A 20,324-nucleotide genomic window follows, 5' to 3' on the forward strand; every position below is an offset into this window, starting at 1 on the left:
AGGTGAATGGATGAGAGGGCGTACAAGGTGAGTTCTACCGCCTACAGCACGATCTGGGACAGTTACTGGCGTGATCTTCCCGCAGGTCAGGGAGAGGCCTTATGGGATGGCGATCCGGCGAGCTCGGTCCCGTACGAGCTGGTCTCCGGACATCTCCATCCCGAGTTACCTCTCATCGATGTCGGCTGTGGCAACGGCACACACGCCGGAGCGCTCGCCGATCGATTCCCGACGATCCTCGGCGTGGACATCTCCGTCGCAGCGCTCGATCGAGCCCGTACCGGGGTCGACGATCGAGTGCAGTTCCGTCGGCTGGATGTTCTGGATCCTGCGGACGCGGCGTCCATTCATCTCCTCACCGGAGACAGCAATGTCTACGCACGTGGACTCCTACACCTCTTCACCCCAAACGAGCGGGCAACGGCCGTTGCCTCGTTTGCGGTCCTCAACGGAGCCGCTGGCCGTTTATTCAGCTACGAACCGGCCCCGGCCGCTGGGCGGTTGCTCGCCGAGCTGCTGGCCCAGCCGGACGGTCCACCGCCGAAGGTGGCACGCATCCTGCGTTACGGCATCCAGCCGGCCGACCTCGGCGAGCATGAGACCGAAGATCTGCTCCTCGATGCCGGTTACCGCATCGTTGCCTCAGGCTCGCATCTGTGGCGCTCGACCGAGACATCGGCGGAAGGTGCAGCAGTCGACATTCCGATGCGGTACGTCGTCGCCCGGCGAACCGAGTGACAAAGCCAGCGGCCGTGTGCGTCTTCTGCTCCGCGCAGTCCAGCAATCCGCGCCACCTTGCACTTGCGGAGAAGTTGGGAGCGGAGCTCGCCCGCCGCGGGCACACCGTGATCAGCGGCGGCGGCCGAGTGTCCAGTATGGGCGCACTCGCCAGAGCAGCACGAGCCGGCGGGACCCGGACTGTCGGGATCGCCGTCCGGGCACCGTTGCTGGATCGCCTTGACCTGACTGACGGTGACGCCGACGAGTTGGTCGTCGCACCGAACCTCCAGGTCCGGAACCAGCTGATGATCGAACGCGCCGATGCCTTCGTCGTGCTGGCGGGCGGAGTAGGGACACTCGGCGAGATGCTCGAGGTTCTCACCGGGCGCGCGTTGGATGCTCATCGCAAGCCACTGGTCGTCCTGGACCCTGACGCTCTTTTCGCACTGTTCCGCGCCCAGCTCGATCTGCTGCTCACCCAGGGGATGATGTCGTCGGAGCTCCACCGCTACATCCGATGGGCGACGTCGCCTGACCAGGCGCTGGATCTCCTGGTGTCGAGCCGCGAATGCTGAGCTACGACGGCGACCCGCCAGGTGCGTCCGGTTCTCCGGACGACCTGCGCGCACAGGTGCGCCGATTCGCAGGAGAGCGCGGCTGGGACGAGATCTCGGCTCCGGCAGCACTGTTGCTGAACCTCGTCGCCGAGACAGGTGAGCTGGCGCAGCTCTTCCGTTGGCTCTCGCCCAGCGAGGCAGCGGCGAGGATGGCCGATCAGCGGTTCGCCGCCGATGTGCGGTGCGAGATGGGCGACATCTATTGGTCGATACTCCGGCTCGCGGACGTGCTCGACGTCGACCTTACCGCCGCCCTCCTGGCAAAGCTCGAACTACTCGCCGAGCGTCACCCGCGGCCCTCTCAGGGTACTAACTGACGTCGAGCGCTCGGCCCAGGGCCCGCAGACCCTGCTCGATCTCCGCGCTGGTGAGATGGCCGAAGCCGACGATCAGGGTGCTGTCAACCGTTCGGTCGTCGACGTGGTCCGGGGCGTAGCGTCGACGGTAGGCCGAAGCCGGAGGAATCAGAACCCCGGCATTCACGAGGCGTTCACTGACACCCTCCGCCGATCGCCCGGGGCTCAGCTGAACGGCAACGTGGTTGCCGAACAGACCGGTCACGGACTCGACAGGGAGCATCTCCAGCTGCCGACGGACCACTGCTCGCTTCTCCTGGTAGCTTCGATACAGCCGGTTCACATACCTGGCGACGTCGCCCCGCGAGAACAGCTCGAGCGCGGCACGCTGGGCGAGAGGCGTAGGCCCGGTGGTTGCCATCGGAAGGGTCTCTGCAGACTTACCAAACGCTTCAGGCAGCACCAGGTACCCAAGTGGCAGGTCGCGTGACAGGGCATGCTCGAACGTCCCGAGATATGCGACGATCCCCGACATATCGAGTGACGCAAGGCACGGAACGAATCCTTCGCGACTGTGCAACTCGTCCGCGATGTCCAGCTCGACCAGCAACACCTCGCTGCGCTCTGCCCACCTGAGCAGCTCATGACGCCTGTGCAGCGGCATCTGACGACCGAGTGGGAACTGCTGGGACGGGGTAACGACAGCCAACGAGGCCGAAGCCGGCAACAACTCGAGGTCGATGCCGGCTGGACCGACCGGAACCGGAACCGTCGCCAGCCGACGTCGCTCCAGGAGGTACGCGAGGAGCGGATGGGCCGGATCCTCGATCACCGCAGATGCCTCAGGCCCGGCCAGCTCGGCGAGAACCTCGAGGCCCTGCGCCAGACCATCCGTGATCATCACCTGCCCCGGTACGCAGCCGATGCCCCTGGTTCGGTTCAGGTGTGCTGCCACCTGCTCTCTGAGCTGTGGCAGACCCATCCGAGGCGCGTGGGTCGCCGTGGGCGGAACGTAGCTCGCCGCTTGCCAGGCAGATCTCCACGCTGACCTGGGATAGCGCTCCAGATTCGGCATCCCAGGGCTGAAATCGACCGAACATCGCTGCGACGATGTGGCCGCATCGGCAGCCGGCACCTTGGCGCCCACCACATCCGAGACGAAGGTTCCCGAGCCGGGAAGCGATCGTAGGTAGTCGCGCGCGAAGAGCTCGGAGTACGCAGCCAGGGCGACGCTGCGCGAGATCCCGAGCGTCTGCGCCAGGGCACGGCTGGAGGGGAGCTCAGATCCGGCGCCGAGCGCTCCCGACTCGATGGCCAGGACAATCTGATCGACGATCTGCCGACTGAGCGAATGCGGACTGTGCCGATCCACGGCAACCGGTAGCCGCACTACCGAGGAGACTCGCATGCTTCGGTCTGCCTTCCTGCTCACCCCAGCCCGATCGCCCGGCAAGGACACCATTCGCTCGGCAGTACGCAGCCGGCGGCAGCGGCGGATCGAGACCAAGGGCGTTCGGAGGAGACCAGTTTCGGCTGGGAAGACATGCATAGTGGCTATGGGACCGCTCCAAATCCGGGCCTAGTCTTAAGACATCGCTCAAGGAGCCAGGGTCTCTAAAACCAAGGTTCAGGAGCAGGGCCAGGGTCTCCGGACCACTGTCCCGACGTCAGCAAAGGGTCTCTAAAACCAGCTGCCGACGCCCCGCGACGCCAGGGTCTCTAAAACTCGGGTTCGCACTCGGCCGGAGTTCTCGAACCACGGCCGGACAGCACAAGGGCCTGGGTCTCTAAAACCCGGGTCCTTTGCTGTTGTGGCGACATGTCGAACGACGAGGAGCAGACATGGGCGGCAGGCTCGAGGAAGACTTCGCACAGCCATCGCCTCCGGCGCAGCTGCCCGGGCTGTTCACGAGGGAGTTCATGCAGGATCCGTATCCGACGTACTCCTGGCTCAGATCGATTCAGCCTGTCGCGCACGTCGTATTGCCACGCGGTGTGCCGGTGAAGCTCGTCACCAGCCACGAAGCGGCACGCGAGGCGCTGGCCGACCCCAGGTTGTCGAAGAACCCGCGGTTCCTGTCACCCTCGATTCCGCGCCAGGCCGTCGGGCTCCCGGACGAGTTCCGGCTGGGACTCGGTCATCACATGGTCAACGCCGACCCGCCGGACCACCGGCGGCTGCGACGAGTAGCCGGTGCCGCCTTCACCCCTCGCCGGACAGAACTACTCAGGAGCCGAGTCGAAGCCATCTCGGCCCAGCTGCTCGATCCACTTGTCGATCAGGGGCATGCCGACTTCATGGCCGCCTTTGCGCATCCTCTGCCGACGCTCGTCCTGTGTGAGCTGCTCGGCGTCCCGCTCAACCTGCAGGCCGAGTTCCGTGAGATCACGGATCCCCATCTTGCTGGACATCGTGCTCGTGGACGCGTCGGCCGGTCCGGCCGACGGATGCGCCGATTCGTCCGGGAACTGATCGACGCAACACGGCGGGCGCCGGGAGAGAACCTCTTGGCCGACCTCGTCCTCGCGACGGACGACGGCGAACTGAACGAATCAGAGTTGATCTCGACGGTCTTCCTGCTGCTGATCGCCGGGCACGGAACCAGCATCAACCTGCTCGGCAACGGTCTGCACGCACTGCTCACCCATTCCGAGCAGCTCCAGCACCTCCGAGGAACGCCGGCCCTTCTCGGTCCCGCGATCGAGGAGTTGCTGCGCTTCGACTCCCCCGTCGACATCACCACGTGGCGTTTCGCAGCCGAGTCCTTCGAGCTCGCCGGCTCGCTGATCCGTGCCGGTGATCCGGTCCTTGTCTCGCTCGGCGCCGCCAACCGGGATCCGGCAGCGTTCCACGAGCCGAACCGCCTCGAGCTCTCGCGCGCGGGCTCCAAACACGTCGCGTTCGGTTTCGGCATTCATTACTGCCTGGGTGCACCACTCGCCAGGCTCCAGGGCGAAATAGTGTTCGCCGCCGTCCTCGATCGCCTTCCAGACCTACGCCTCGACGCCGACGCCGGCACTCTGCGCTGGCGTTCGGGTCTCCTCCGGAGAGGTTTAGAGCATCTACCCATCGCATTTCGGCATCCGGGATCCGGCCAATGTCCCGTGCGGTGATCGCCGGTGGCAGCGTGGCCGGCCTCGCCTGCGCACTGATACTCGCCGCTCACGGCCACGAGGTTCATATCGCCGAACGGGATCTCCCTGACACGGATCGGCGCCGATCGGTGCCCCACTGGCAGCATCCGCATTTGTTCCGCGAACAGACGCACCGTGTCCTCGAGAGGTTCGCTCCCGACGTCCTGGCCGAGGTGCGCGCAGCCGGCGGCGAGGAACGCGTAGTCCAGGGTCATCGTGCAGCTGAGGATGACGGACGACGTCGGTCCACCGTGCTGCTGGTTCGCCGGGCGGTCCTCGAAGCCGCTCTCCGCCGCGCCGTGACCCGGCGATCCAGCATCACCTACGCCGCCGGCACCGAGGTCAGCGGATTGTGCTTCGCGAACGCGGTCGCTCCGCGTCGCGTCATCGGCGTCCGAACAACGCGAGGCCCCCTTCTCGCCGACCTGGTCGTCTCCGCAGGCGGTCGTCGGGATCGAACCTCCGAATGGCTCCTGGGGGACGGAGCTCCAGCGCCTTGGCTGCTTGAGACATCCACCCATCTCACGATGTACTCACGGTTCTACCGACTGCGCCAGGACGCAGCCCCGGGACCGCTGGACAGTCCCGTCAGCGCGGGCGGGGTCTACGACGGGTTCGCGGGAAAGTTGCTGCTTGCCGACAACAACCTTTTCTCGGTGAGCTTCGGTGTCTTGCCCGACGACCCAGAACTCAAGTTGCTGCGCGAACCCGCCTTCTTCGCCGCTGCCGCCGCACAGCTGCCGGCGATCGCGGCATGGGTTGATCCGAACCGGAGCCGACCGGTCACAGATCGGCCGTTGGCGATCGGTGCGCTGCGGAACCGACTGCGTCGCCTGGTATCCCATGACGGGAGGCCGGTGGTTCATGGCCTGCACTTGGTCGGCGACAGCCTCTGCATGACGAATCAGGTCTTCGCGCTGGGCGTATCACTAGCGCTGGAACAGGCGGTGATCATCTCCGAGGCGCTGCGCAAGTATCCAACCGACCTGGCCGCGCAAACGCTCGAGGTCGACAAGGAGGTTGTCGGTCGTATAGCTCCACACTTCGAGGACGTGGTCGCTCAAGATCGCGCGCGGACCGAGATGTGGCGGGCAGCGTACGCGTCAAGCGGCCGGGAACCTGATCTTTCGGGCATACACGCCGCCACCGTCAGCGACCTTGATCGCCGCCTCACGAGGCAGCAGTTGTTAAGGGAACTGCGAAGGGCCGGCTGACTGCCCGATCAGCGATCCGTCGGCGAGACTGCGCCGGACGCGATGACCTGTTCCGACGAGGCAGGATCGTCGTCCTCAGACTCGAGCGTGACTGCGATCGTCGGATACTCGTCGAGATCGACCCCCGACCAGAGAACGACCTTCTCGGACTGGTGTCGCAGATGGAACGTGCCGATCGAGACCGTTCCCCGAGCTCCCTTGACCCAACCTTCGTAGTACTTGCCGGCCGGCGCCGGATGCAGCGTCGCCGATCTCAACGTGATCTCCACGCCGCTGGGCTTGTTCCGCAGGTCGGCCCACGCCGCCGGCGTCGATGAGTTCGCCGGCCCGGACAACGCCGCAGTCCGCGTCGCGTCGGCCTCGGCCTGCGCAAGATAGCCAGTGGCGAGAAGCACCAGCGTCGCAGCCGCGGCGGCGACGCTGCTCGGCGCATAGATCCGCCACCTGCTGGCCCGCGGACGGTGGAACGGTGACCGGGTCCCGACGGACCAACCGTCAGGACCGATTCCCAAAGCCGCCTGCACCTCGACCTCCAAGGTCCTCGGCACCGACGCCCAAACATCTGCTGAACGCACCAGACGTTCCGCCGTCGGTGTCCACGCGAAGCGGCGCTCGCGCCACCTCCAGATCATCCGGGCGGCATAGTCGATCATCATTCCCACTGGCCTTTCGCGCGACTTCCTCATCGGTCGGTGGGCCGGCTCGACGCCGCCCGGACATCAGTACGTCTCCCGTGCCAGGGGTGGATTCACGACGCAGCCGAATCATGGATTTCGACAGCACCGGCAAGTTCGCCAGCAAGGAATTTGTTCCACATCGAGACTCGGCGCGGCTTGCCGCTCGAGGTGTACTCGAGGGCACTCCGACGTACCCGAAGCAGCACGACCGGCACCTTGCCGCCGGTGACATCTTCGACCCGCCTCCGGATCGGGTCGACGTCGACCACCGGGATCTCATGGTCCGAGAGAAGACAGATCGTCGGCACGCCGTCACGAGACCCCGCGATCGCGACAATCCTTCCGGAAGCGCGTACGAAGGCATCTGACAGCGCACTCTCGACGTCCTCGACATAGATGTTCCGGCCCCGAACCTGGATGCTGTCGCCGATGCGGCCGAGAACGAAGAGCTCGCCCCGATGCTTGAACCCGGCGTCACCGGTCAGCAGTTGGTCGGCAACGAACCTTGTCGACGAGCCGGACACGTTCTGCGTGTAGCCCTTTGCCACGGACGGCGCCCGTACGGCGATCTCACCTATGATGCGTTCACCGACGGGCTGACCTGAGTCGTCAATGATCGTGACGTCGATGCCACTCAGCGGCTGTCCACAGCTCACGTGCCACACGAGGTCATTGGTCGCAGGCTCCTCCCCCCATCGATCCGCACCGGCTTCGGTGACGACGGCGATCTCCGCAGACTGCCGATCGCTCCCACGCGGGACGCCGACGGCCAGCGGCGGTTCTCCGAAGCGGACGCCCGTCACCGCCAAGGTGGCTTCGGCCAGCCCGTACGCGGGTTGCATGCTCTTCCGATCAAGACCGAACGGACCGAGCAGGTCGTAGAAGGCATCGAGAGTCGAACGGCGCACCCGTTCGGCGCCGCTGACCGCCACCTCGACCGCCGAGAAGTCCAGCCCGGTCAGCTGGTCGGGCGAGACTCGTCGCACGACGTAGTCGTAGCCGAAGTTCGGCATCACCATGACCTGACCGATCCCTGTCCCGTAGCGCTCGAGCCAGATGAGCGGGTTCTTGATGAACTGCTCGGGGCGCATCAGCCCGTGCCGCAACTGCCGGACCAGCGGAACGAGGAAGCCGCCGACCAGGCCCATATCGTGGTGGAGCGGCAACCAACTTGTACCGAGGGACTCAGGCCGGTTGATCCACCGGTAGATCATTTCGATGTTCGACTCGAGGTTCTCCCAGGAGACCCGTACGCCTCTCGGCGTAGCTCTGGAGCCAGACGTGAACTGCACCAGGGCGAGTTCCGCGGCCGCTTGTGGCTGAAAGTCCTCCGAGGCGGACATGTCCACCTCGCAGACCGTGGCCGACCGTCCGCTGCGCCGTACGGCGTCGTTTGCGAGATCGACAAGCTCCGGATCGGTGACAACGAGGCGTGCGGCTGAGGCCGATATGACCCTGGCCGCCCCCTCAAGCCACCGCTCAACGTATCCGGTCGCCTGTGGCGGGGCCAGCGGGCACGGTGTTCCACCGGCGGCGAGGACCCCGAAGAACGACACAGCGAACGCGGGACCACTTCGATGCAGAACGACCACGCGGTCGTCGCGCCGTAGCCCCAGAGCCCGAAGCCGGGCCGCGTTTCCGTTCGTCCGGGCCGCCAGATCAGGCAGCGGGCAAGGTTGCCAGGTCCCCCGATCGTCGAGGAATTCGAACTGCCCCGTCGGCCTCTCCAGCCAGTCGAGCAGGCCACGCGGGGCGCTGATGTTCTCCATCCGTTCCTCCAGATCTCCCTGACAGCAGTCCTACGGATCGTGCATCCCGTTCGGCCACATTCCGGAGTAGGGAAGTCCCCCAAAGTTCCCGACCGCGGCACCGACGAGTGATCCGCAGGGTGGGGCAGGGCCGTAATGCCTGCTGAGCCCCCAGAGATGCAACCATCCGAGAGGAGCGATCCGACCATGATTCAGAGCCGAACGACGGTATCGCCGAGCTGTGCGGGAATGGCGTCCTGGACGGACCGGCTCGGCGAGGTCTGGGCCGTCCATCAGCCGCGGTTCGACCGCATGCTGGCCAGGTACAACGGCGCCTTCCTGGCAATGACAGGCATTTCGCGAACCGACCAGGTACTCGACATCGGCTGCGGAACCGGCACGTTGACACGTGCCGCCGCCGAACTGGCGCCGTCCGGCAGGGTGCTCGGCATCGACCTCTCCCCGGCAGTCCTCGCAGTCGCCCGCAAGCACACGAGAAGACAGTCCAACGTCTCCTACCTCCAGGCGGACGCGGAGTCGTATCCCCTCAGGGCACAGGCTTACCAGGCGATCATCAGCCGGTTCGGAACGATGTACTTCCGGCAGCCCGCGACCGCCTTCCACCGGATCGGGCAGGCCCTGCAAGACGCCGGACAGCTGACAATGCTTGTCTGGCAGACGCGGGACAGAAACGAATGGGTCCGAGTCATCGACGACTCCCTCGGCCCAAGGGCGTCGCACATGTTCGGATGGACGGACGACGGAACAGGTGGCCCGGAAGTCATCGACGACCTGCTGGCCAACGCCGGATTCGATCGCATCGCCTTCACCGACGTCCGGCAACCGCTCTTCCTCGGGGTCGATGCCGAGGAAGCCGACATGTTCGTGCGCGCTGTCGTCTCCCGGGATCCACACGACCGCCGCCAGCAAGACGAGCTGCGGGCTGCCTTGACCGCTCGGCAACTCGTGTCCGGCGGAGTTCTGCTGAACTCGGCAGCATGGCTCGTCACCGCGCGAAAGGCCTGAGCAGATGGCCAGCGACCCGCCGCGGACGACATCCGGTTCCCAGGATCTGATCACCCGGTACGACGCGATCCTCAAGGATCCTGCGCTGGCTGAGGGCGTGCGGCACATCCATGCCTCCGCCGAACGCCTGTCCATCGAGGTTGCCGGCGAACGCACGGAAGCACGAGCCTGGCGCGACGCGGTGCACGGCCTGCTTCGCCCGCCCTGGACGGATCGGCACGGCAGGCGTCATTGGTTGATCATCGGCAGGCAGATTGTCATCGACGTCGTCGCGCGAGAAGCCGGCCGCTAGTGATCCGATCCCACCCGAGCGTTCGTACTGATCCTTGTACCGGTACGGGATCAGCCGAGAACTGGTGGTGTTGAAGCATGCTAGTGGGGCCGAAGACCAGCAGGCACCGCCGGCGCCTCGTCGGCCGGGAGGCCGAGTTCAACAGCTGGGACGTTGTGCTTCGCCGGCCCGACCGATCACCTCGCACCCTGGTTGTCATCGCTGACCCCGGGCTCGGCAAGTCAAGACTCCTCACGGAGCTCCGTGACCACGCCATCGACCTCGGCCACACGGTGCTCACGGCTCAGGGCCGGCAACTGCGGCCGCCCCGGCCCTTCGCAACCTTGGCGGCCGCGCTGGACCCGTACGTCGCACGACATCGCGACGCGCCCGGAGTAAGCACCATCCTCGATGAGTTCGCTTCCGAACTGCGGCCACTCGTACCGTCATCGACGGCCCGTGCCACCGTCCCGGGACCGCCTGCCACGCAACGACGGGTGACCGCGGCGCGCATCCTCCTGGAAGCGCTGGCCGACCAGAGCCCTCTTGCCCTGATCATCGACGATCTCCAGTGGGCGGACGAGGGCACACTCGACCTCCTCGGGCAGCTGTGTCGCCGGCCTCCGACCGGGGTGGTGTTCGGTCTCGCCTACCGACCTCGCCAGACGCCCGGCACCTTCACCGCAGTGGTCGACGCCATGCTTGTAGCCGGCGACGCCATCAGTCAGCCGCTGGCTCCGCTATCCGTCGGCGAGACGCGAAAACTGCTGGCCGACGACATCCAGGACCTCGATGCGCATCGCCTGCACGCTCTGAGTGGCGGCATCCCGCAGTACCTTCTGGCCCTCGCCGCCGACCACGGACGCAGTCCGACGAACGCCGGCATCTCGGCACCATTGCAAGCGGAGCTGGCACCTTTGAACGAACCGACTCTGCTGGTAGCGCAAGCCGCCTCGGTGCTTGGGCCGGACTTCGATCCAGCATTGATTCCTGCCGTGACAGATCTCCCTTCCCAGGAAGTGGTCATGGCTTTGGACGACCTGGAGAGGCGGGACATCCTTCGTTTCTCCGAGACTCCGGGGCGACTCGCGTTTCGGCATCGCCTTGTTTGCGATGCGGTCTACGAGACTTCCGGCGGAGGTTGGCGCCGGTTGGCCCATCTCCGGGCCGCGCAGGCACTTCGTGACAGCCACGCGTCGGCAGTGCTGTGGGCACACCATGTCGAGCAATCAGCGACGGTGGGCGACCGCGACGCCATCGAGGTCCTCGTGCGCGCCGGCGACTCGGCCCGATGGACCTCGCCCGCGTCGGCGGCACGCTGGTATCGCAGTGCACTCCGGCTTCTTCCGGACGACGCCGGATCCAACTCGCGCCGAGCGGAGCTCATGGTCGCCCAGGCCGAGGCGGGCCTGGATGCCGGCGCGCTGCAGGAGAGCAGGGAAGTGTTCCTCAATGCGCTACGAGATGCCGAACTGCCTTCGGCGCTTCGGTCCAGAGCCCGCCTAGGCGCTGCGAAGGCCGCCGAGTACAGCGGCAGGTACGCCGAGGCCGATGCAGTCCTGAGCGCCGAGATCGACGCCTGCGTGACGCGCCCGTCCGCAACAGCGACAAGGCTTGTTCAGCATCGTGCGCTGACCCGGTGGTTTGAGGGTGACCGCGTCGGCGCACGACGAGACGTGAATCGACTCCTTTCCGAAGCGGCTCCACTCGGGCGCACGAGCATCGGTGTGGCGTCCCGATGCGTTGCGGCGTACGTGCTCGTCCTCGACGGTGATCTCAGAGCCGGGTCGCACCATGCGGACCTCGCTGGTGAGGCCATCGATTCGATGCCCGACGCAGCGCTGCTCGAAGATGTCATCGTGGTCGCCTGGTGCTCCTGGGCCTTGCTGGTCTCGGGCCGCGCCGATTCGACGATCGCCCGCCTCGTTCGCGCAGTTGCGCTTGCCCGTCAGTCCGAGCAGGTCTTGGCTCTTGCCCTCCTGCTGACCGTTCATGGCCATGCGCTTCGCCGCCTCGGCCGGCTGGCCGAGGCACGGCGGGCGCTGCTGGAAGCCTTCGAGCTCGCACGGCTGCTGGATTCCGATCACCTCGCATTGCTCTCCTCGGCGGTACTCGTGGAGGTCGTGCTACTTCAGGGCGACAGGCCGGAGGCGGCGCGTTTCGCGGATGCTGTTCGGCTCAAGGAGCGCAGTGGGACCAACTGGGTGACAGCCTGCTGCGTCGAGGCCAATGGCCGGGTGCTGCTGGACGCCGACGAGGCGCTGTCCTGCCTTGAAGCCGTGATGCGCGGCTGCGGCGGTGTTGAGCTGGCCGGCCTCCATCCAACTGGGAGATCCGCGACCTTCGAACTCCTCGTGCGCGCCGCGCTGGCGCGCGGAGATCGAATCCTTACGCGGCAGCTGGTTGCTGGGGCCGTCAAGGCCAGCCAGGAGCTGGGAGGATCGGCGGCTGCCTACTCGGCGCTTGCGGAGAGCAGGCTGCTCCTCGACCGCGGCGACAGTGCGGCGGCAGTCGAGCGCGCTGCCACGGCCGAGCAACTCTTCACAACTGTGCCCATGCCAGTGGAGGCTGCGCTGGCTCGTGTCGTTCTGAGCAGTGCGCTCCGGGCCGACGGCAAGCGGAGCGCCGCTGTCAGCGAGCTCCGGGCGGCCCATCAGGCGTTCACCATTGCCGGCGCCGTACGCCTCGAGGAGGCCGCGATTCGCGAGTTGCGTCGACACGGAGTCCACTACTCCCCCACCTCCAGCAAGCACCAACCAGAGGAGCGCCTCGGAACCTTGAGCCGTCGGGAGTACGAAGTGGCCGGACATGTTGCGCGCGGCCTCACCAACCGTGAGATTGCGACTGCGATGTTCCTGAGCGAGAAGACGGTGGAGCGCCATCTGAGCTCGATCTTCACGAAACTCAACGTCCGGTCACGGGTGCGGCTTGCAACCTTCCTCTACGGCTCCGAGGTCATCACTCCGCCGGAATCGTGCCTACCGTAGGCGGCCGGACGCAGCACCTGGGTACCGCGTCCTGCCCGTGCTCACAGCGCGGCCAGAGCCGCGGGTCCTGGTCCGAGCACGATGACCGCGACGACACCCTGCTCCGACAACCGTGATCGTCATCAGCCTCCCGGGTTGGTGACATCGTCGTCCGGGTCCAGCGGGTAGCCATAGATAGTGACCTCATCCGCACATACCGCACCGGTGGCCAGACGGATCCACGTTTCGCAGCGCGTCGTTCGAGCCTGATCCGTAGCTGGGGATATCGGGGGTTACCTTCAAACTGATTCACGACGGAAACGTCGCGTGGCACAGCCGTGGCTGATGAAGCGGCCGCTGCCCACATTGGGGAGGAGGGCAGCGGCCGCGCTCGAGTCGCCTGCGGCCGCCGGGACAACAGCACTGTGGCGGACGACCGCGCAACTCGCGCACCATGAATCGCCGGCTCCGTGCCCCAGCTGCCTTCCCGCCCGTGGGCGGCCGCCACTGACCCGCGATCAAGGTTCGTCAGGCTATACGCGCGCCGACCGGCCGACGGTTCTCGGCTCAGCCAGATTTCTCATCCACCGGAGCTGCCAGCAGGCCGAGGGCCACCGCCTGTCCGACGGCTTCGCGACGGGTGCCCGCGGCAAGACGACCGAGGATCGCCGAGACATGATGGTCGACGGTCCGGACCGAGACGACGAGCCTGGCAGCGATCTCGGCGTTTGTCAGTCCTGCTCCGAGCAGCCGCAGCACCTCCGCCTGCCGGCGCGTCAACCTGCCGCCACCGACCCGAGAGACCGGCCCGGACGGAATGCCAGCGATCCGCAACCTGCGCAGTTGCCCGCGGAGATCGTCCGCGGGCGCGACTGCTCCCAGGGCGTCGAGAATGCTGATCGCTTGCAGCGCATCGCCCACCGATCCGGAGGATGCCAGTCCGGCCGCGCGCTCGTACGGGTCCCGGATGGCGATCGGCGGCGAGCCGATGGATTCCGATGCCTTCACGTCGGCGCCTGCCAGGGCCAGCAACCGGTAGATCTGGCCGAAGCTCTCGAGCAGACCGGCGGGCACGTCGTACTGGGCGAGCCGATCGTGGATCTCCTGGGCGATGTCACCACGGCCGGCAACCCACGCCCATTCGGCGTAGGCGACCCCGCCGTACAAGATGCCGACAACAGACTGCTGGATCCAGGCCTGGTGCCAGCTCGCCCTAGCCAGGTCATGTGCCTCGACCAGATCGCCGTGACGCAGCCGGAGCCGGGCTGCCATCGGCTGATGGTAGACGGCGAGCATCCCGGGATCCGGTGCGGAGTCCTCCAGGCTTTGCAACCGGCGCTCGGCATCGTCCCAGTCGCCCCGACGCAGACTGCACTGTGCCTCGTGCACCTCGAGGCCGAAGGCGTGTGACCAGAAACCGCGCTCCTGGGTGAACCGCGCTCCTGCTTCGAGCACGCTGCCGAGGTCGTCGATCAGGCCATGCCGGAAGAGGATCTCCGCCAGATTGGTGTAGGCCCGCGCCGCAGCCTCGTCGTGGCCACCTTCCAGAGCGCTCGCAAGCGCGTCCCGCAAGCAGGCCAGACCGCGCGCGTCACCAGCGTCTGTCAGGGCGACGCCGAGATAGTTCGAACAGAGTGAGACGAGCTCTGGCCGGCCCGCCTGCACCGCGGCGTCGCGCGCTCGGGGTAGCAGGGCGATCGCGGCGTCGAGCAGTCCGGTCTGCACAAGGATCATGCCGCGGTACGTCATCGTCGCTGCCCGCGCCTCAGCGGAATCGGACGGCCGCGCAAGCTGCTCGGCGCATTCGATGGTCGTGATAGCACCGGCCGTATCACCAGCCATGTAGCGATGGCGGGCCAACCGCAGCATCGTCTCGATCCACGGCACGACATCGCCGACCTCCTGGCGAACACCGACCGCGCGCCCAGCCGCCCTGACGGCGTCATCGAACCGGTGGGCGATATGGAGCTCCCACGCATAGTCGTCGAGAAGCTGCGCCCGCTCGCTGGCCTCCAATCCGTCTGCGAACGGCACCACCGCCTCGAAGCAGATCAGGGCTTGCCTGTGCGATCCGGCGCGCGCCGCCTGCCGCGCGGCGCTCGGGGCGAAACGGAGGATGGTCGCCACATCGAAACCCTCGACGGCGTGGTGCACCACTGCGGCGCTGTCGACCTCGACGCGGGCCAGCAAAGTTGTGACCACCGCCCGGTGCATCGCGATGCGACGGATCTGAGGGATCGTCTCCTCGATCGCCCGGCGCGCGATCTCGTGACGGAAGCGCACGGTTCCGGAACTCAACTCGAGCAGACCGTTGGTCTCTGCGGTGGCCAGGCCCTTGAACCCCTCGCCCAGCAGCCGTTCGGCGAAGTCGAGATCGACAGGCCAGGGTACGATCGACAGTTGCTCAACTGCCGCCCGGTCTGCAGGATCGAGGGCCATGGCCCGACCGACGACCGCGTCCACGACCGTCAGCGGGGTGCCGCCGTCACCGGGTGCCTCGAGCAACTCGGTGAGATAGAACGGGTTGCCCGCAGACAACCTGTGCAAGTATTCCGGATCCCGGCCGGAGCCCTCCGCCAGGACTCGAACTCCGGCCGGCGACAGAGGTCCGAGGACGACTCGCTGCACGAACGCGCCGTTGAGCGCTGCTTGAAGGGCTCGCAAGGGGCGACGCGCCGCCAGGCTGTCGGACCTGACGGTTATCACCAGGAGGACGTTGAGCTGCGTGAGCCGCCGCACCAGATACCGGACGACATCGATCGATGCGTCATCAGCCCAATGCATGTCCTCGAGGATCAACACAGTCGCGCGTTTGCCGCTGAGGTCGGCAACGATCGCCGGCAGTACCGAACCCAGATCGCCAACGTCGATAGGTGCCCGGACCCCGTCGTCACTGTCGCGGAAGGCTTCACGCAAGGGACCGAGGGCGGTCGGCGCCAGCAGATCGTCACAGTTGCCACGGAGCAGCCGAAAGTCGGTGTCCAGACGCTCGACGAAGGCGTTGATGACGGTGGTCTTGCCGATGCCGGCTTCACCGCTCATCATCACCACAGAACTGCCACCTGCTCGCAAGCGCTTGGCGGCGGACACAAGTCCCTCAAGGACGCCATCCCGCTCCACGAGTACGGACTTCGCCCTCCTCGCGCCCGACATCGCCAATACACCCCTCCGACTGCAGCATCCAGCTCAGGTGGCTCTGTACTCGGGAGCCGATTTAGTGTTACATTCAGGGAAATGACTACACTTATGGTTACCTAAAATGGTCGACGCAGTCAAGCGGACCTACACATCGACGTTGCGGGCGCGGCAAGCCCGGGGAACCCAAGAGGCAATCGTCGCCGCAGCCACGAGGCTGTTCATCGAGCGCGGGTTCGGGCCAACAACCATCGACGCGGTCGCCGACGCAGCAGGCGTCAGCCGCAAGACGGTCTTCACCTCTGTCGGTGGCAAAGTCGAACTGCTGAAGGTGGCGCTGGATTGGCTTCTCGTCGGCGACGAGCAAGCGATCGCACTGGCCGAGCGACCAGAGATGCGTTCGACGCTGCTGGAATCAGATCCGGTCGCCCTACTCAGAGGCCTGGCCCGGATCGTTGCCGGCATCAACAATCGATTGGGCGCTCTCTATGAGGTGCTCATCGCGGCGGCAGGCCAGGACCCAGCCGCTCGGGTACTGCTCGACGAGCTGGAGGAGCAGCGGCGCAAGTTCATGTCCGAACTGGTCATCCCCCGTCTCCGCGAGCTGGGTGCACTTCGGCAGGATCTCCGCATCGAGCATGCGGTCGACATCGCGTGGCTCCACACGGATCCACACGTCTACGTGCGACTGGTACTCGACCGTGGCTGGTCGCCCGACGAGTTCGAGTGGTGGCTGCACGAGGCGGTCTGCCGGCAACTGCTCGCTCCGTCATGATCGCGCAGTTCACCGTCTGCCTAGGTACTCCGTGGACACCGACCGCGGTGGAAATGGGCATCCATCGCCTATGGCGCGCGTGGACTGTCGGCGGCATGGTGTGCTGATGAATGCCGTTCCGGCCGAGGTCATGAGTGTCCTGACGGCCTACATCACAGCCGAGTTGACCACCGTGTCCCAACAAGGCCAACCCGTCACCGTCCCGGTGCTGCCGCTCTGGCAGTCCCGGCATCAGCGCGTCATGGTCACCACCGGCATCGGACTGCCGCACAAGATCTACAACATCCGCCGGACGCCGAAGGTGTCAGTACTCTACTCGGACCCGACAGGTAGCGGGCTCGACGGCGAACCGGCGGTCCTCATACAGGGCGACGCCACGGTCTCTGCCGTCACCTCCTGGGACGACGAGCTGGCCGAGTGGTACTCGGTGGCCTGGCAGAAGCAGACCAAAGGCATCGGAACAGACCCCATCACACGCAAGTACATGTCGTGGTACTACCAACGGGTCAAGATCCACGTCGTACCACAACGGATCCGCTGGTGGCCGGACGGCGACATGACGACCAGCCCGAAGGTGGTGAAACTGTGAGCCTCGGACGCGAGATCAACCAGGCGATAATCACGTTCGAGTACGGCGCCGTTCTCGCGCTCGTCGAACCCGACGGATATCCGGTAGCCGTTCGTTGCCGACCGGAGCCGGTCAACGACGGCCAGGCTCTGAGGATCCGGCGACCCGCGTGGCTCCGCTTCGATTCCGGACCCGCTTGTCTGATGGCGCACAGCCACGACAAACACGGCTGGAAGCTGCGCGGCCTGATCGCCAAGGGAACGACGACGTCCGACGGCATGGGCATCGTGTTCATGCCTGCACAGTTCCGATGGATCATGCGGAATCGGGGCAATCCGGTCGGTCTGATGCGCACGGCCCTTCGTTCACTCGCCAAGTCGCGAGAGGACGCAGAGGGCTATCTGCGCCGCACCGGTCAGAACCCGCCACCGATTCCCTGGCGCACCATCATCGCGGCGAAGAAGCGAGCGCGGTCGACGTAGCCGACCGCCCCCCTTTCGGGGTGCGCCTCAGCTCCAAGGGGACCTGGGACGTGGCTGGTGTTCGCCGTCCACCGTCACGTCCACCCTCTCGTCGAGGAACGCGATCAGTCCGGCGATCTTTCCCACCTCCGCGACCGGGTCCTCGTAGGTCCAGGCGAGATCCTGGTGCAGATCCGCACCGAGGTCCACGGACAGGTACGAGGCATGACCCTTGTACGCACACGTGCTCCGGGTGCTGCTGGGCCGTAGCAGCCGCATGGCCACGTCCTCCCGGGGCAAGTAGAAGCGCGTCGGGAGGAATGTCTCCATCACCAGCACAGGCCGTCTCGAGTCCGCGACGACCGTGCCGTTCACCTCGACCACGACATGCCGGGCGGATCGTCGTACCTCGACCCTCGAGCGAGGATCACGCGCATGACCGAAGATCACCTCGTCCTCTTCGAACCAGGTGTCGAACGCCTCGAAGTCGAGGACCGCCCAGCCGTCCAGATCCGGGTCGGCGGGCAGGAAAACGGCGCCGTCCAGATCTCCGCCGGGCGCCCGGAGCCGCATTGATCGCCCTGGGCAACTATGGACCCCGAACGGCGTGCTCGGATCGAGCGCCTCCACGCCGAGGAACGTGACCGGCCGCGCGTCCGGTACCGCGGCCGAGGAGTCGGACAGCTCACCCCGCAACGCCGCGACTGGTACGGCGTACTGCGGAACGACCCGGCCGGGTTCCCACACGAGGCGGGCGCTTCCGCTCTCGACGAGAACTCGGCCGAAGGCCTCCGCGCGAACGCGTCGTGGCGTCGAGAAGTAGCGGAGCTGGGGCAGTGACGACAGATAGTCGTCCTCAACGGTCAAAGCCATGGCGGCACCACCTTCCTGATCAGTGCACTACGCACCAACGGCCCCGGTCGGTTCTCGGTGACCACCGATCGGACCCCGCGAACCACTGCCGGAGACCCGGTCGTACAGCCTGACAGGAGTGCCGACGATGAAGGAGTGACCCGGACATGACGGCCATCAGCCTCCAAACTGCCCGGAACCGTTCGCTAGTGGCGCGCGAGTTCCCGTTCCGGACCTGCGTCGTGTGCGGCTTCCCGATCGCGCACGACGACCAGGGCGGTTCTGATCTGCAGCCGCTGCACAGCGGAACCTGCTCGGAGCGCCAATCGCTACCGCAGGTCTCCGAAGAGACCCAATGAACGCGCCGTCGCCGCTGCCTCTCGGCGGTTCGATACATTCAGCTTCCGGAGGATGGCCGCGACGTGGTGATGCACGGTCCGGACCGAGAACGAGCTTGGCGGCGATCTCGGGATCAGACAGCCTGTTCGCGATCAGAATCACGATATCGAAATGACCGCGAGCTCCCTCGCACAGAACCAGCAGCAACTTCTCCGGGCAGCGCTATTTCTGCCTCGATCTCCTCCGCCGGCCCGGCCCACCACACGATTCGGCACGCTACTTCGGCGAGGCTGAAGTAGGCGTAGGCAGCGATGAATCCGCACCCGTGCGACGTGCTCGCCGTCTGGCAGCCTGCAACTTCTGGCACACCCGTGGTACAGATCTGCGCATAGCCGGAACGGCAGAGGGCCGGCGTACGGTAGCACTGCCTCGAGGGTCGTCAACGCCTGGCGGTGCGAGCAGGCGTCGGTTGCCTGGCGCGCGGCCTGAGGTGCGAACCAAAGTACGTTGGGATAGTCACGTGCGTAGGCCGCATGGTGGACGATCGACGGGAGATCTGGCTCCGGATCATCTGCAGCGCCTCCACGACGCGTTGGTTCAGCAGCCGCCGGCGCACCACCGGAAATGATTGCTCGACGGTGCATCTGGCGAATCTCGCGGCGGAAGGAGAGACGTCCCCGATCGACCGTCAGGCCCCCCAGCGGCTTCGGCCAGAACCGTGACTGCGCCGCCGAGTAGCAGCTCGACGAGGTCCAGATCCGCGGAGCCGGGGACCACCCGCCGAAGCCACGGACCGCCTCCTTGATCGGGTCCAGGACCCTGGGCGCCAGCAGGTCATCGCGTCGTCCGACCAGCACGTCGACCGTCGTATCGACGCGGCCGAGGAACGCATCGAGAACGGCGGACTTGCCGTGCCGGCTTCACCGGAGTTCAGACTGGACTACGAAACGAGAATCTCTGACTCGGCAGGCTTTCGAGCCGGCGACCACAGGAGGTCATGGGCCGGCCGGCGGTCACGCTGTGCGCCCTGTCCTGCGACGGATGCACCGACTGCGGCGATCGTCATGATGTCCCAGTGATTCGGAACCTGCAGATCGGTGGTCAGCGCCTGCTTGTCGAAGGCGCGGAACTGGCGCACGGCCAAACCCATCGACGTCGCCTGAATCGTCAGGTGGGCGACAGCTTGTCCCAGGTCGTAGACCGAGAACTCCGAGTAGTCCCAGTCGGTGCCTTCGACGTACCGATGGCAGAGGTTGACGATCAGTGCGCCGGCAGCAGGCGCCCACGCGGCCGCGCTCGGCGCCAGGTGCCTGACAATGCGACGGTGCTGGTCGTCGCCCCGCCGCGCGAGCAGGAATGACCATGGCTGCGAGTTGCCCGCCGATGGCGCCCAGCGAGCCGCCTCCAGGAGCGACTTCAACTCGTCGTTCGACAGCTCCGCCTGCTGGTCGAACGACCGCGGACTCCAGCGCTGCCGGAGCACCGGATGGATGTCGGGGCGCCGCTGCGGCATCTCGTCTCCTC

General features: G+C 66.3%; 19 protein-coding genes. 12 read left to right on the forward strand and 7 right to left on the reverse strand.

The annotated features are described in order from the left end of the window. Positions 1–27: 27 nt before the first annotated feature. The 3 genes from E0H50_RS13435 to E0H50_RS13445 are packed head-to-tail and all read left to right on the forward strand — an operon-like array spanning position 28 to position 1,654. A complete protein-coding gene (locus tag E0H50_RS13435) occupies positions 28–738 on the forward strand; it encodes a class I SAM-dependent methyltransferase (protein WP_165547095.1) in 711 nt (236 codons plus the stop codon). Beyond that, positions 735–1,295 carry an LOG family protein gene (locus E0H50_RS13440; protein WP_131287695.1) on the forward strand — a complete coding sequence of 187 codons (561 nt, stop codon included), beginning with the start codon at positions 735–737 and terminating at the stop codon, positions 1,293–1,295. The genes E0H50_RS13435 and E0H50_RS13440 overlap by 4 nt, the downstream gene beginning before the upstream one ends. Then, a complete protein-coding gene (locus tag E0H50_RS13445) occupies positions 1,289–1,654 on the forward strand; it encodes a MazG nucleotide pyrophosphohydrolase domain-containing protein (RefSeq protein WP_131287698.1) in 366 nt (121 codons plus the stop codon). The genes E0H50_RS13440 and E0H50_RS13445 overlap by 7 nt, the downstream gene beginning before the upstream one ends. Here E0H50_RS13445 and E0H50_RS13450 read toward each other — a convergent pair. Beyond that, entirely contained in the window at positions 1,647–3,041 is a 1,395-nt protein-coding gene (locus E0H50_RS13450; RefSeq protein WP_165547096.1) for an aminotransferase-like domain-containing protein, read from the reverse strand. The two genes, E0H50_RS13445 and E0H50_RS13450, sit on opposite strands and share 8 nt — an antisense overlap. Before the next feature lie 434 nt (positions 3,042–3,475). Between E0H50_RS13450 and E0H50_RS13455 the strand changes: the two genes are divergently transcribed. Further along, complete coding sequence (locus E0H50_RS13455; RefSeq protein ID WP_131287704.1) at positions 3,476–4,747, forward strand: cytochrome P450 family protein; 1,272 nt, start codon at positions 3,476–3,478, stop codon at positions 4,745–4,747. Next, complete coding sequence (locus E0H50_RS13460; RefSeq protein WP_131287707.1) at positions 4,732–5,982, forward strand: FAD-dependent oxidoreductase; 1,251 nt, start codon at positions 4,732–4,734, stop codon at positions 5,980–5,982. The genes E0H50_RS13455 and E0H50_RS13460 overlap by 16 nt, the downstream gene beginning before the upstream one ends. A gap of 8 nt (positions 5,983–5,990) precedes the next feature. Here E0H50_RS13460 and E0H50_RS13465 read toward each other — a convergent pair whose 3' ends face one another. Both E0H50_RS13465 and E0H50_RS13470 read right to left on the reverse strand, forming a co-directional pair. Further along, positions 5,991–6,638, reverse strand: a complete 648-nt coding sequence (locus E0H50_RS13465; RefSeq protein WP_165547097.1) for an anti-sigma factor — start codon at positions 6,636–6,638, stop codon at positions 5,991–5,993. A gap of 92 nt (positions 6,639–6,730) precedes the next feature. After that, positions 6,731–8,428: an AMP-binding protein gene (locus E0H50_RS13470; protein WP_131287713.1), complete on the reverse strand. Its 1,698-nt coding sequence runs from the start codon at positions 8,426–8,428 to the stop codon at positions 6,731–6,733. 228 nt (positions 8,429–8,656) lie between these two features. Between E0H50_RS13470 and E0H50_RS13475 the strand changes: the two genes are divergently transcribed. The 3 genes from E0H50_RS13475 to E0H50_RS13485 all read left to right on the forward strand — a co-directional run bounded on the left by E0H50_RS13475 (position 8,657) and on the right by E0H50_RS13485 (position 12,691). Next, on the forward strand, positions 8,657–9,433 hold the full coding sequence (locus tag E0H50_RS13475) for a class I SAM-dependent methyltransferase (protein ID WP_165547098.1): 777 nt from the start codon (positions 8,657–8,659) through the stop codon (positions 9,431–9,433). A 4-nt stretch (positions 9,434–9,437) separates the two neighbouring features. Next, positions 9,438–9,725 carry a hypothetical protein gene (locus tag E0H50_RS13480; RefSeq protein ID WP_131287719.1) on the forward strand — a complete coding sequence of 96 codons (288 nt, stop codon included), beginning with the start codon at positions 9,438–9,440 and terminating at the stop codon, positions 9,723–9,725. Positions 9,726–9,802: 77 nt separating this feature from the next. Continuing rightward, positions 9,803–12,691: a helix-turn-helix transcriptional regulator gene (locus tag E0H50_RS13485; RefSeq protein WP_131287722.1), complete on the forward strand. Its 2,889-nt coding sequence runs from the start codon at positions 9,803–9,805 to the stop codon at positions 12,689–12,691. Between the two features lie 546 nt (positions 12,692–13,237). Here the strand turns inward: E0H50_RS13485 and E0H50_RS13490 are convergent. After that, the gene (locus E0H50_RS13490) at positions 13,238–15,823 is read right to left on the reverse strand and encodes an ATP-binding protein (protein WP_131287725.1); all 2,586 of its coding nucleotides are present in this window, start codon (positions 15,821–15,823) and stop codon (positions 13,238–13,240) included. Between the two features lie 106 nt (positions 15,824–15,929). On the opposite strand from E0H50_RS13490, the gene E0H50_RS13495 reads away from it, so the two are divergent. The 3 genes from E0H50_RS13495 to E0H50_RS13505 all read left to right on the forward strand — a co-directional run bounded on the left by E0H50_RS13495 (position 15,930) and on the right by E0H50_RS13505 (position 17,630). Further along, entirely contained in the window at positions 15,930–16,580 is a 651-nt protein-coding gene (locus E0H50_RS13495; RefSeq protein WP_131287728.1) for a TetR/AcrR family transcriptional regulator, read from the forward strand. 106 nt (positions 16,581–16,686) lie between these two features. Further along, positions 16,687–17,169, forward strand: a complete 483-nt coding sequence (locus tag E0H50_RS13500) for a pyridoxamine 5'-phosphate oxidase family protein (protein WP_165547100.1) — start codon at positions 16,687–16,689, stop codon at positions 17,167–17,169. Then, on the forward strand, positions 17,166–17,630 hold the full coding sequence (locus E0H50_RS13505; protein ID WP_131287734.1) for a hypothetical protein: 465 nt from the start codon (positions 17,166–17,168) through the stop codon (positions 17,628–17,630). The genes E0H50_RS13500 and E0H50_RS13505 overlap by 4 nt, the downstream gene beginning before the upstream one ends. A gap of 27 nt (positions 17,631–17,657) precedes the next feature. On the opposite strand, the gene E0H50_RS13510 is transcribed toward E0H50_RS13505, so the two are convergent. Further along, positions 17,658–18,482 carry a DUF427 domain-containing protein gene (locus tag E0H50_RS13510; RefSeq protein ID WP_131287737.1) on the reverse strand — a complete coding sequence of 275 codons (825 nt, stop codon included), beginning with the start codon at positions 18,480–18,482 and terminating at the stop codon, positions 17,658–17,660. 146 nt (positions 18,483–18,628) lie between these two features. Between E0H50_RS13510 and E0H50_RS13515 the strand changes: the two genes are divergently transcribed. Beyond that, positions 18,629–18,820 (forward strand): hypothetical protein, encoded by a 192-nt coding sequence (locus E0H50_RS13515; RefSeq protein WP_131287740.1) that lies wholly within the window; start codon positions 18,629–18,631, stop codon positions 18,818–18,820. Here the strand turns inward: E0H50_RS13515 and E0H50_RS44485 are convergent. Then, complete coding sequence (locus E0H50_RS44485) at positions 18,791–18,895, reverse strand: response regulator transcription factor (protein ID WP_165547101.1); 105 nt, start codon at positions 18,893–18,895, stop codon at positions 18,791–18,793. The two genes, E0H50_RS13515 and E0H50_RS44485, sit on opposite strands and share 30 nt — an antisense overlap. An 845-nt stretch (positions 18,896–19,740) precedes the next feature. Then, complete coding sequence (locus E0H50_RS13530) at positions 19,741–20,313, reverse strand: nitroreductase family protein (RefSeq protein WP_131287746.1); 573 nt, start codon at positions 20,311–20,313, stop codon at positions 19,741–19,743. Positions 20,314–20,324: the final 11 nt, after the last annotated feature.

The sequence above is a fragment of the Kribbella sindirgiensis genome (assembly GCF_004331435.1).
In the GTDB taxonomy this organism is placed as follows: domain Bacteria; phylum Actinomycetota; class Actinomycetes; order Propionibacteriales; family Kribbellaceae; genus Kribbella; species Kribbella sindirgiensis.

Excerpts from the sequence above, each read along its gene's own strand:
- E0H50_RS13445 (WP_131287698.1), top strand. The coding sequence starts at position 1,289 with ATGCTGAGCTACGACGGCGACCCGCCAGGTGCGTCCGGTTCTCCGGAC.
- E0H50_RS13465 (WP_165547097.1), bottom strand. The coding sequence starts at position 6,638 with ATGATGATCGACTATGCCGCCCGGATGATCTGGAGGTGGCGCGAGCGC.
- E0H50_RS13475 (WP_165547098.1), top strand. The coding sequence starts at position 8,657 with ATGGCGTCCTGGACGGACCGGCTCGGCGAGGTCTGGGCCGTCCATCAG.
- E0H50_RS13460 (WP_131287707.1), top strand. The coding sequence starts at position 4,732 with ATGTCCCGTGCGGTGATCGCCGGTGGCAGCGTGGCCGGCCTCGCCTGC.
- E0H50_RS13500 (WP_165547100.1), top strand. The coding sequence starts at position 16,687 with ATGAATGCCGTTCCGGCCGAGGTCATGAGTGTCCTGACGGCCTACATC.
- E0H50_RS13530 (WP_131287746.1), bottom strand. The coding sequence starts at position 20,313 with ATGCCGCAGCGGCGCCCCGACATCCATCCGGTGCTCCGGCAGCGCTGG.
- E0H50_RS13485 (WP_131287722.1), top strand. The coding sequence starts at position 9,803 with ATGCTAGTGGGGCCGAAGACCAGCAGGCACCGCCGGCGCCTCGTCGGC.
- E0H50_RS13480 (WP_131287719.1), top strand. The coding sequence starts at position 9,438 with ATGGCCAGCGACCCGCCGCGGACGACATCCGGTTCCCAGGATCTGATC.
- E0H50_RS13455 (WP_131287704.1), top strand. The coding sequence starts at position 3,476 with ATGGGCGGCAGGCTCGAGGAAGACTTCGCACAGCCATCGCCTCCGGCG.
- E0H50_RS13450 (WP_165547096.1), bottom strand. The coding sequence starts at position 3,041 with ATGCGAGTCTCCTCGGTAGTGCGGCTACCGGTTGCCGTGGATCGGCAC.
- E0H50_RS13495 (WP_131287728.1), top strand. The coding sequence starts at position 15,930 with ATGGTCGACGCAGTCAAGCGGACCTACACATCGACGTTGCGGGCGCGG.
- E0H50_RS13510 (WP_131287737.1), bottom strand. The coding sequence starts at position 18,482 with ATGGCTTTGACCGTTGAGGACGACTATCTGTCGTCACTGCCCCAGCTC.
- E0H50_RS13515 (WP_131287740.1), top strand. The coding sequence starts at position 18,629 with ATGACGGCCATCAGCCTCCAAACTGCCCGGAACCGTTCGCTAGTGGCG.
- E0H50_RS13490 (WP_131287725.1), bottom strand. The coding sequence starts at position 15,823 with ATGTCGGGCGCGAGGAGGGCGAAGTCCGTACTCGTGGAGCGGGATGGC.
- E0H50_RS13470 (WP_131287713.1), bottom strand. The coding sequence starts at position 8,428 with ATGGAGAACATCAGCGCCCCGCGTGGCCTGCTCGACTGGCTGGAGAGG.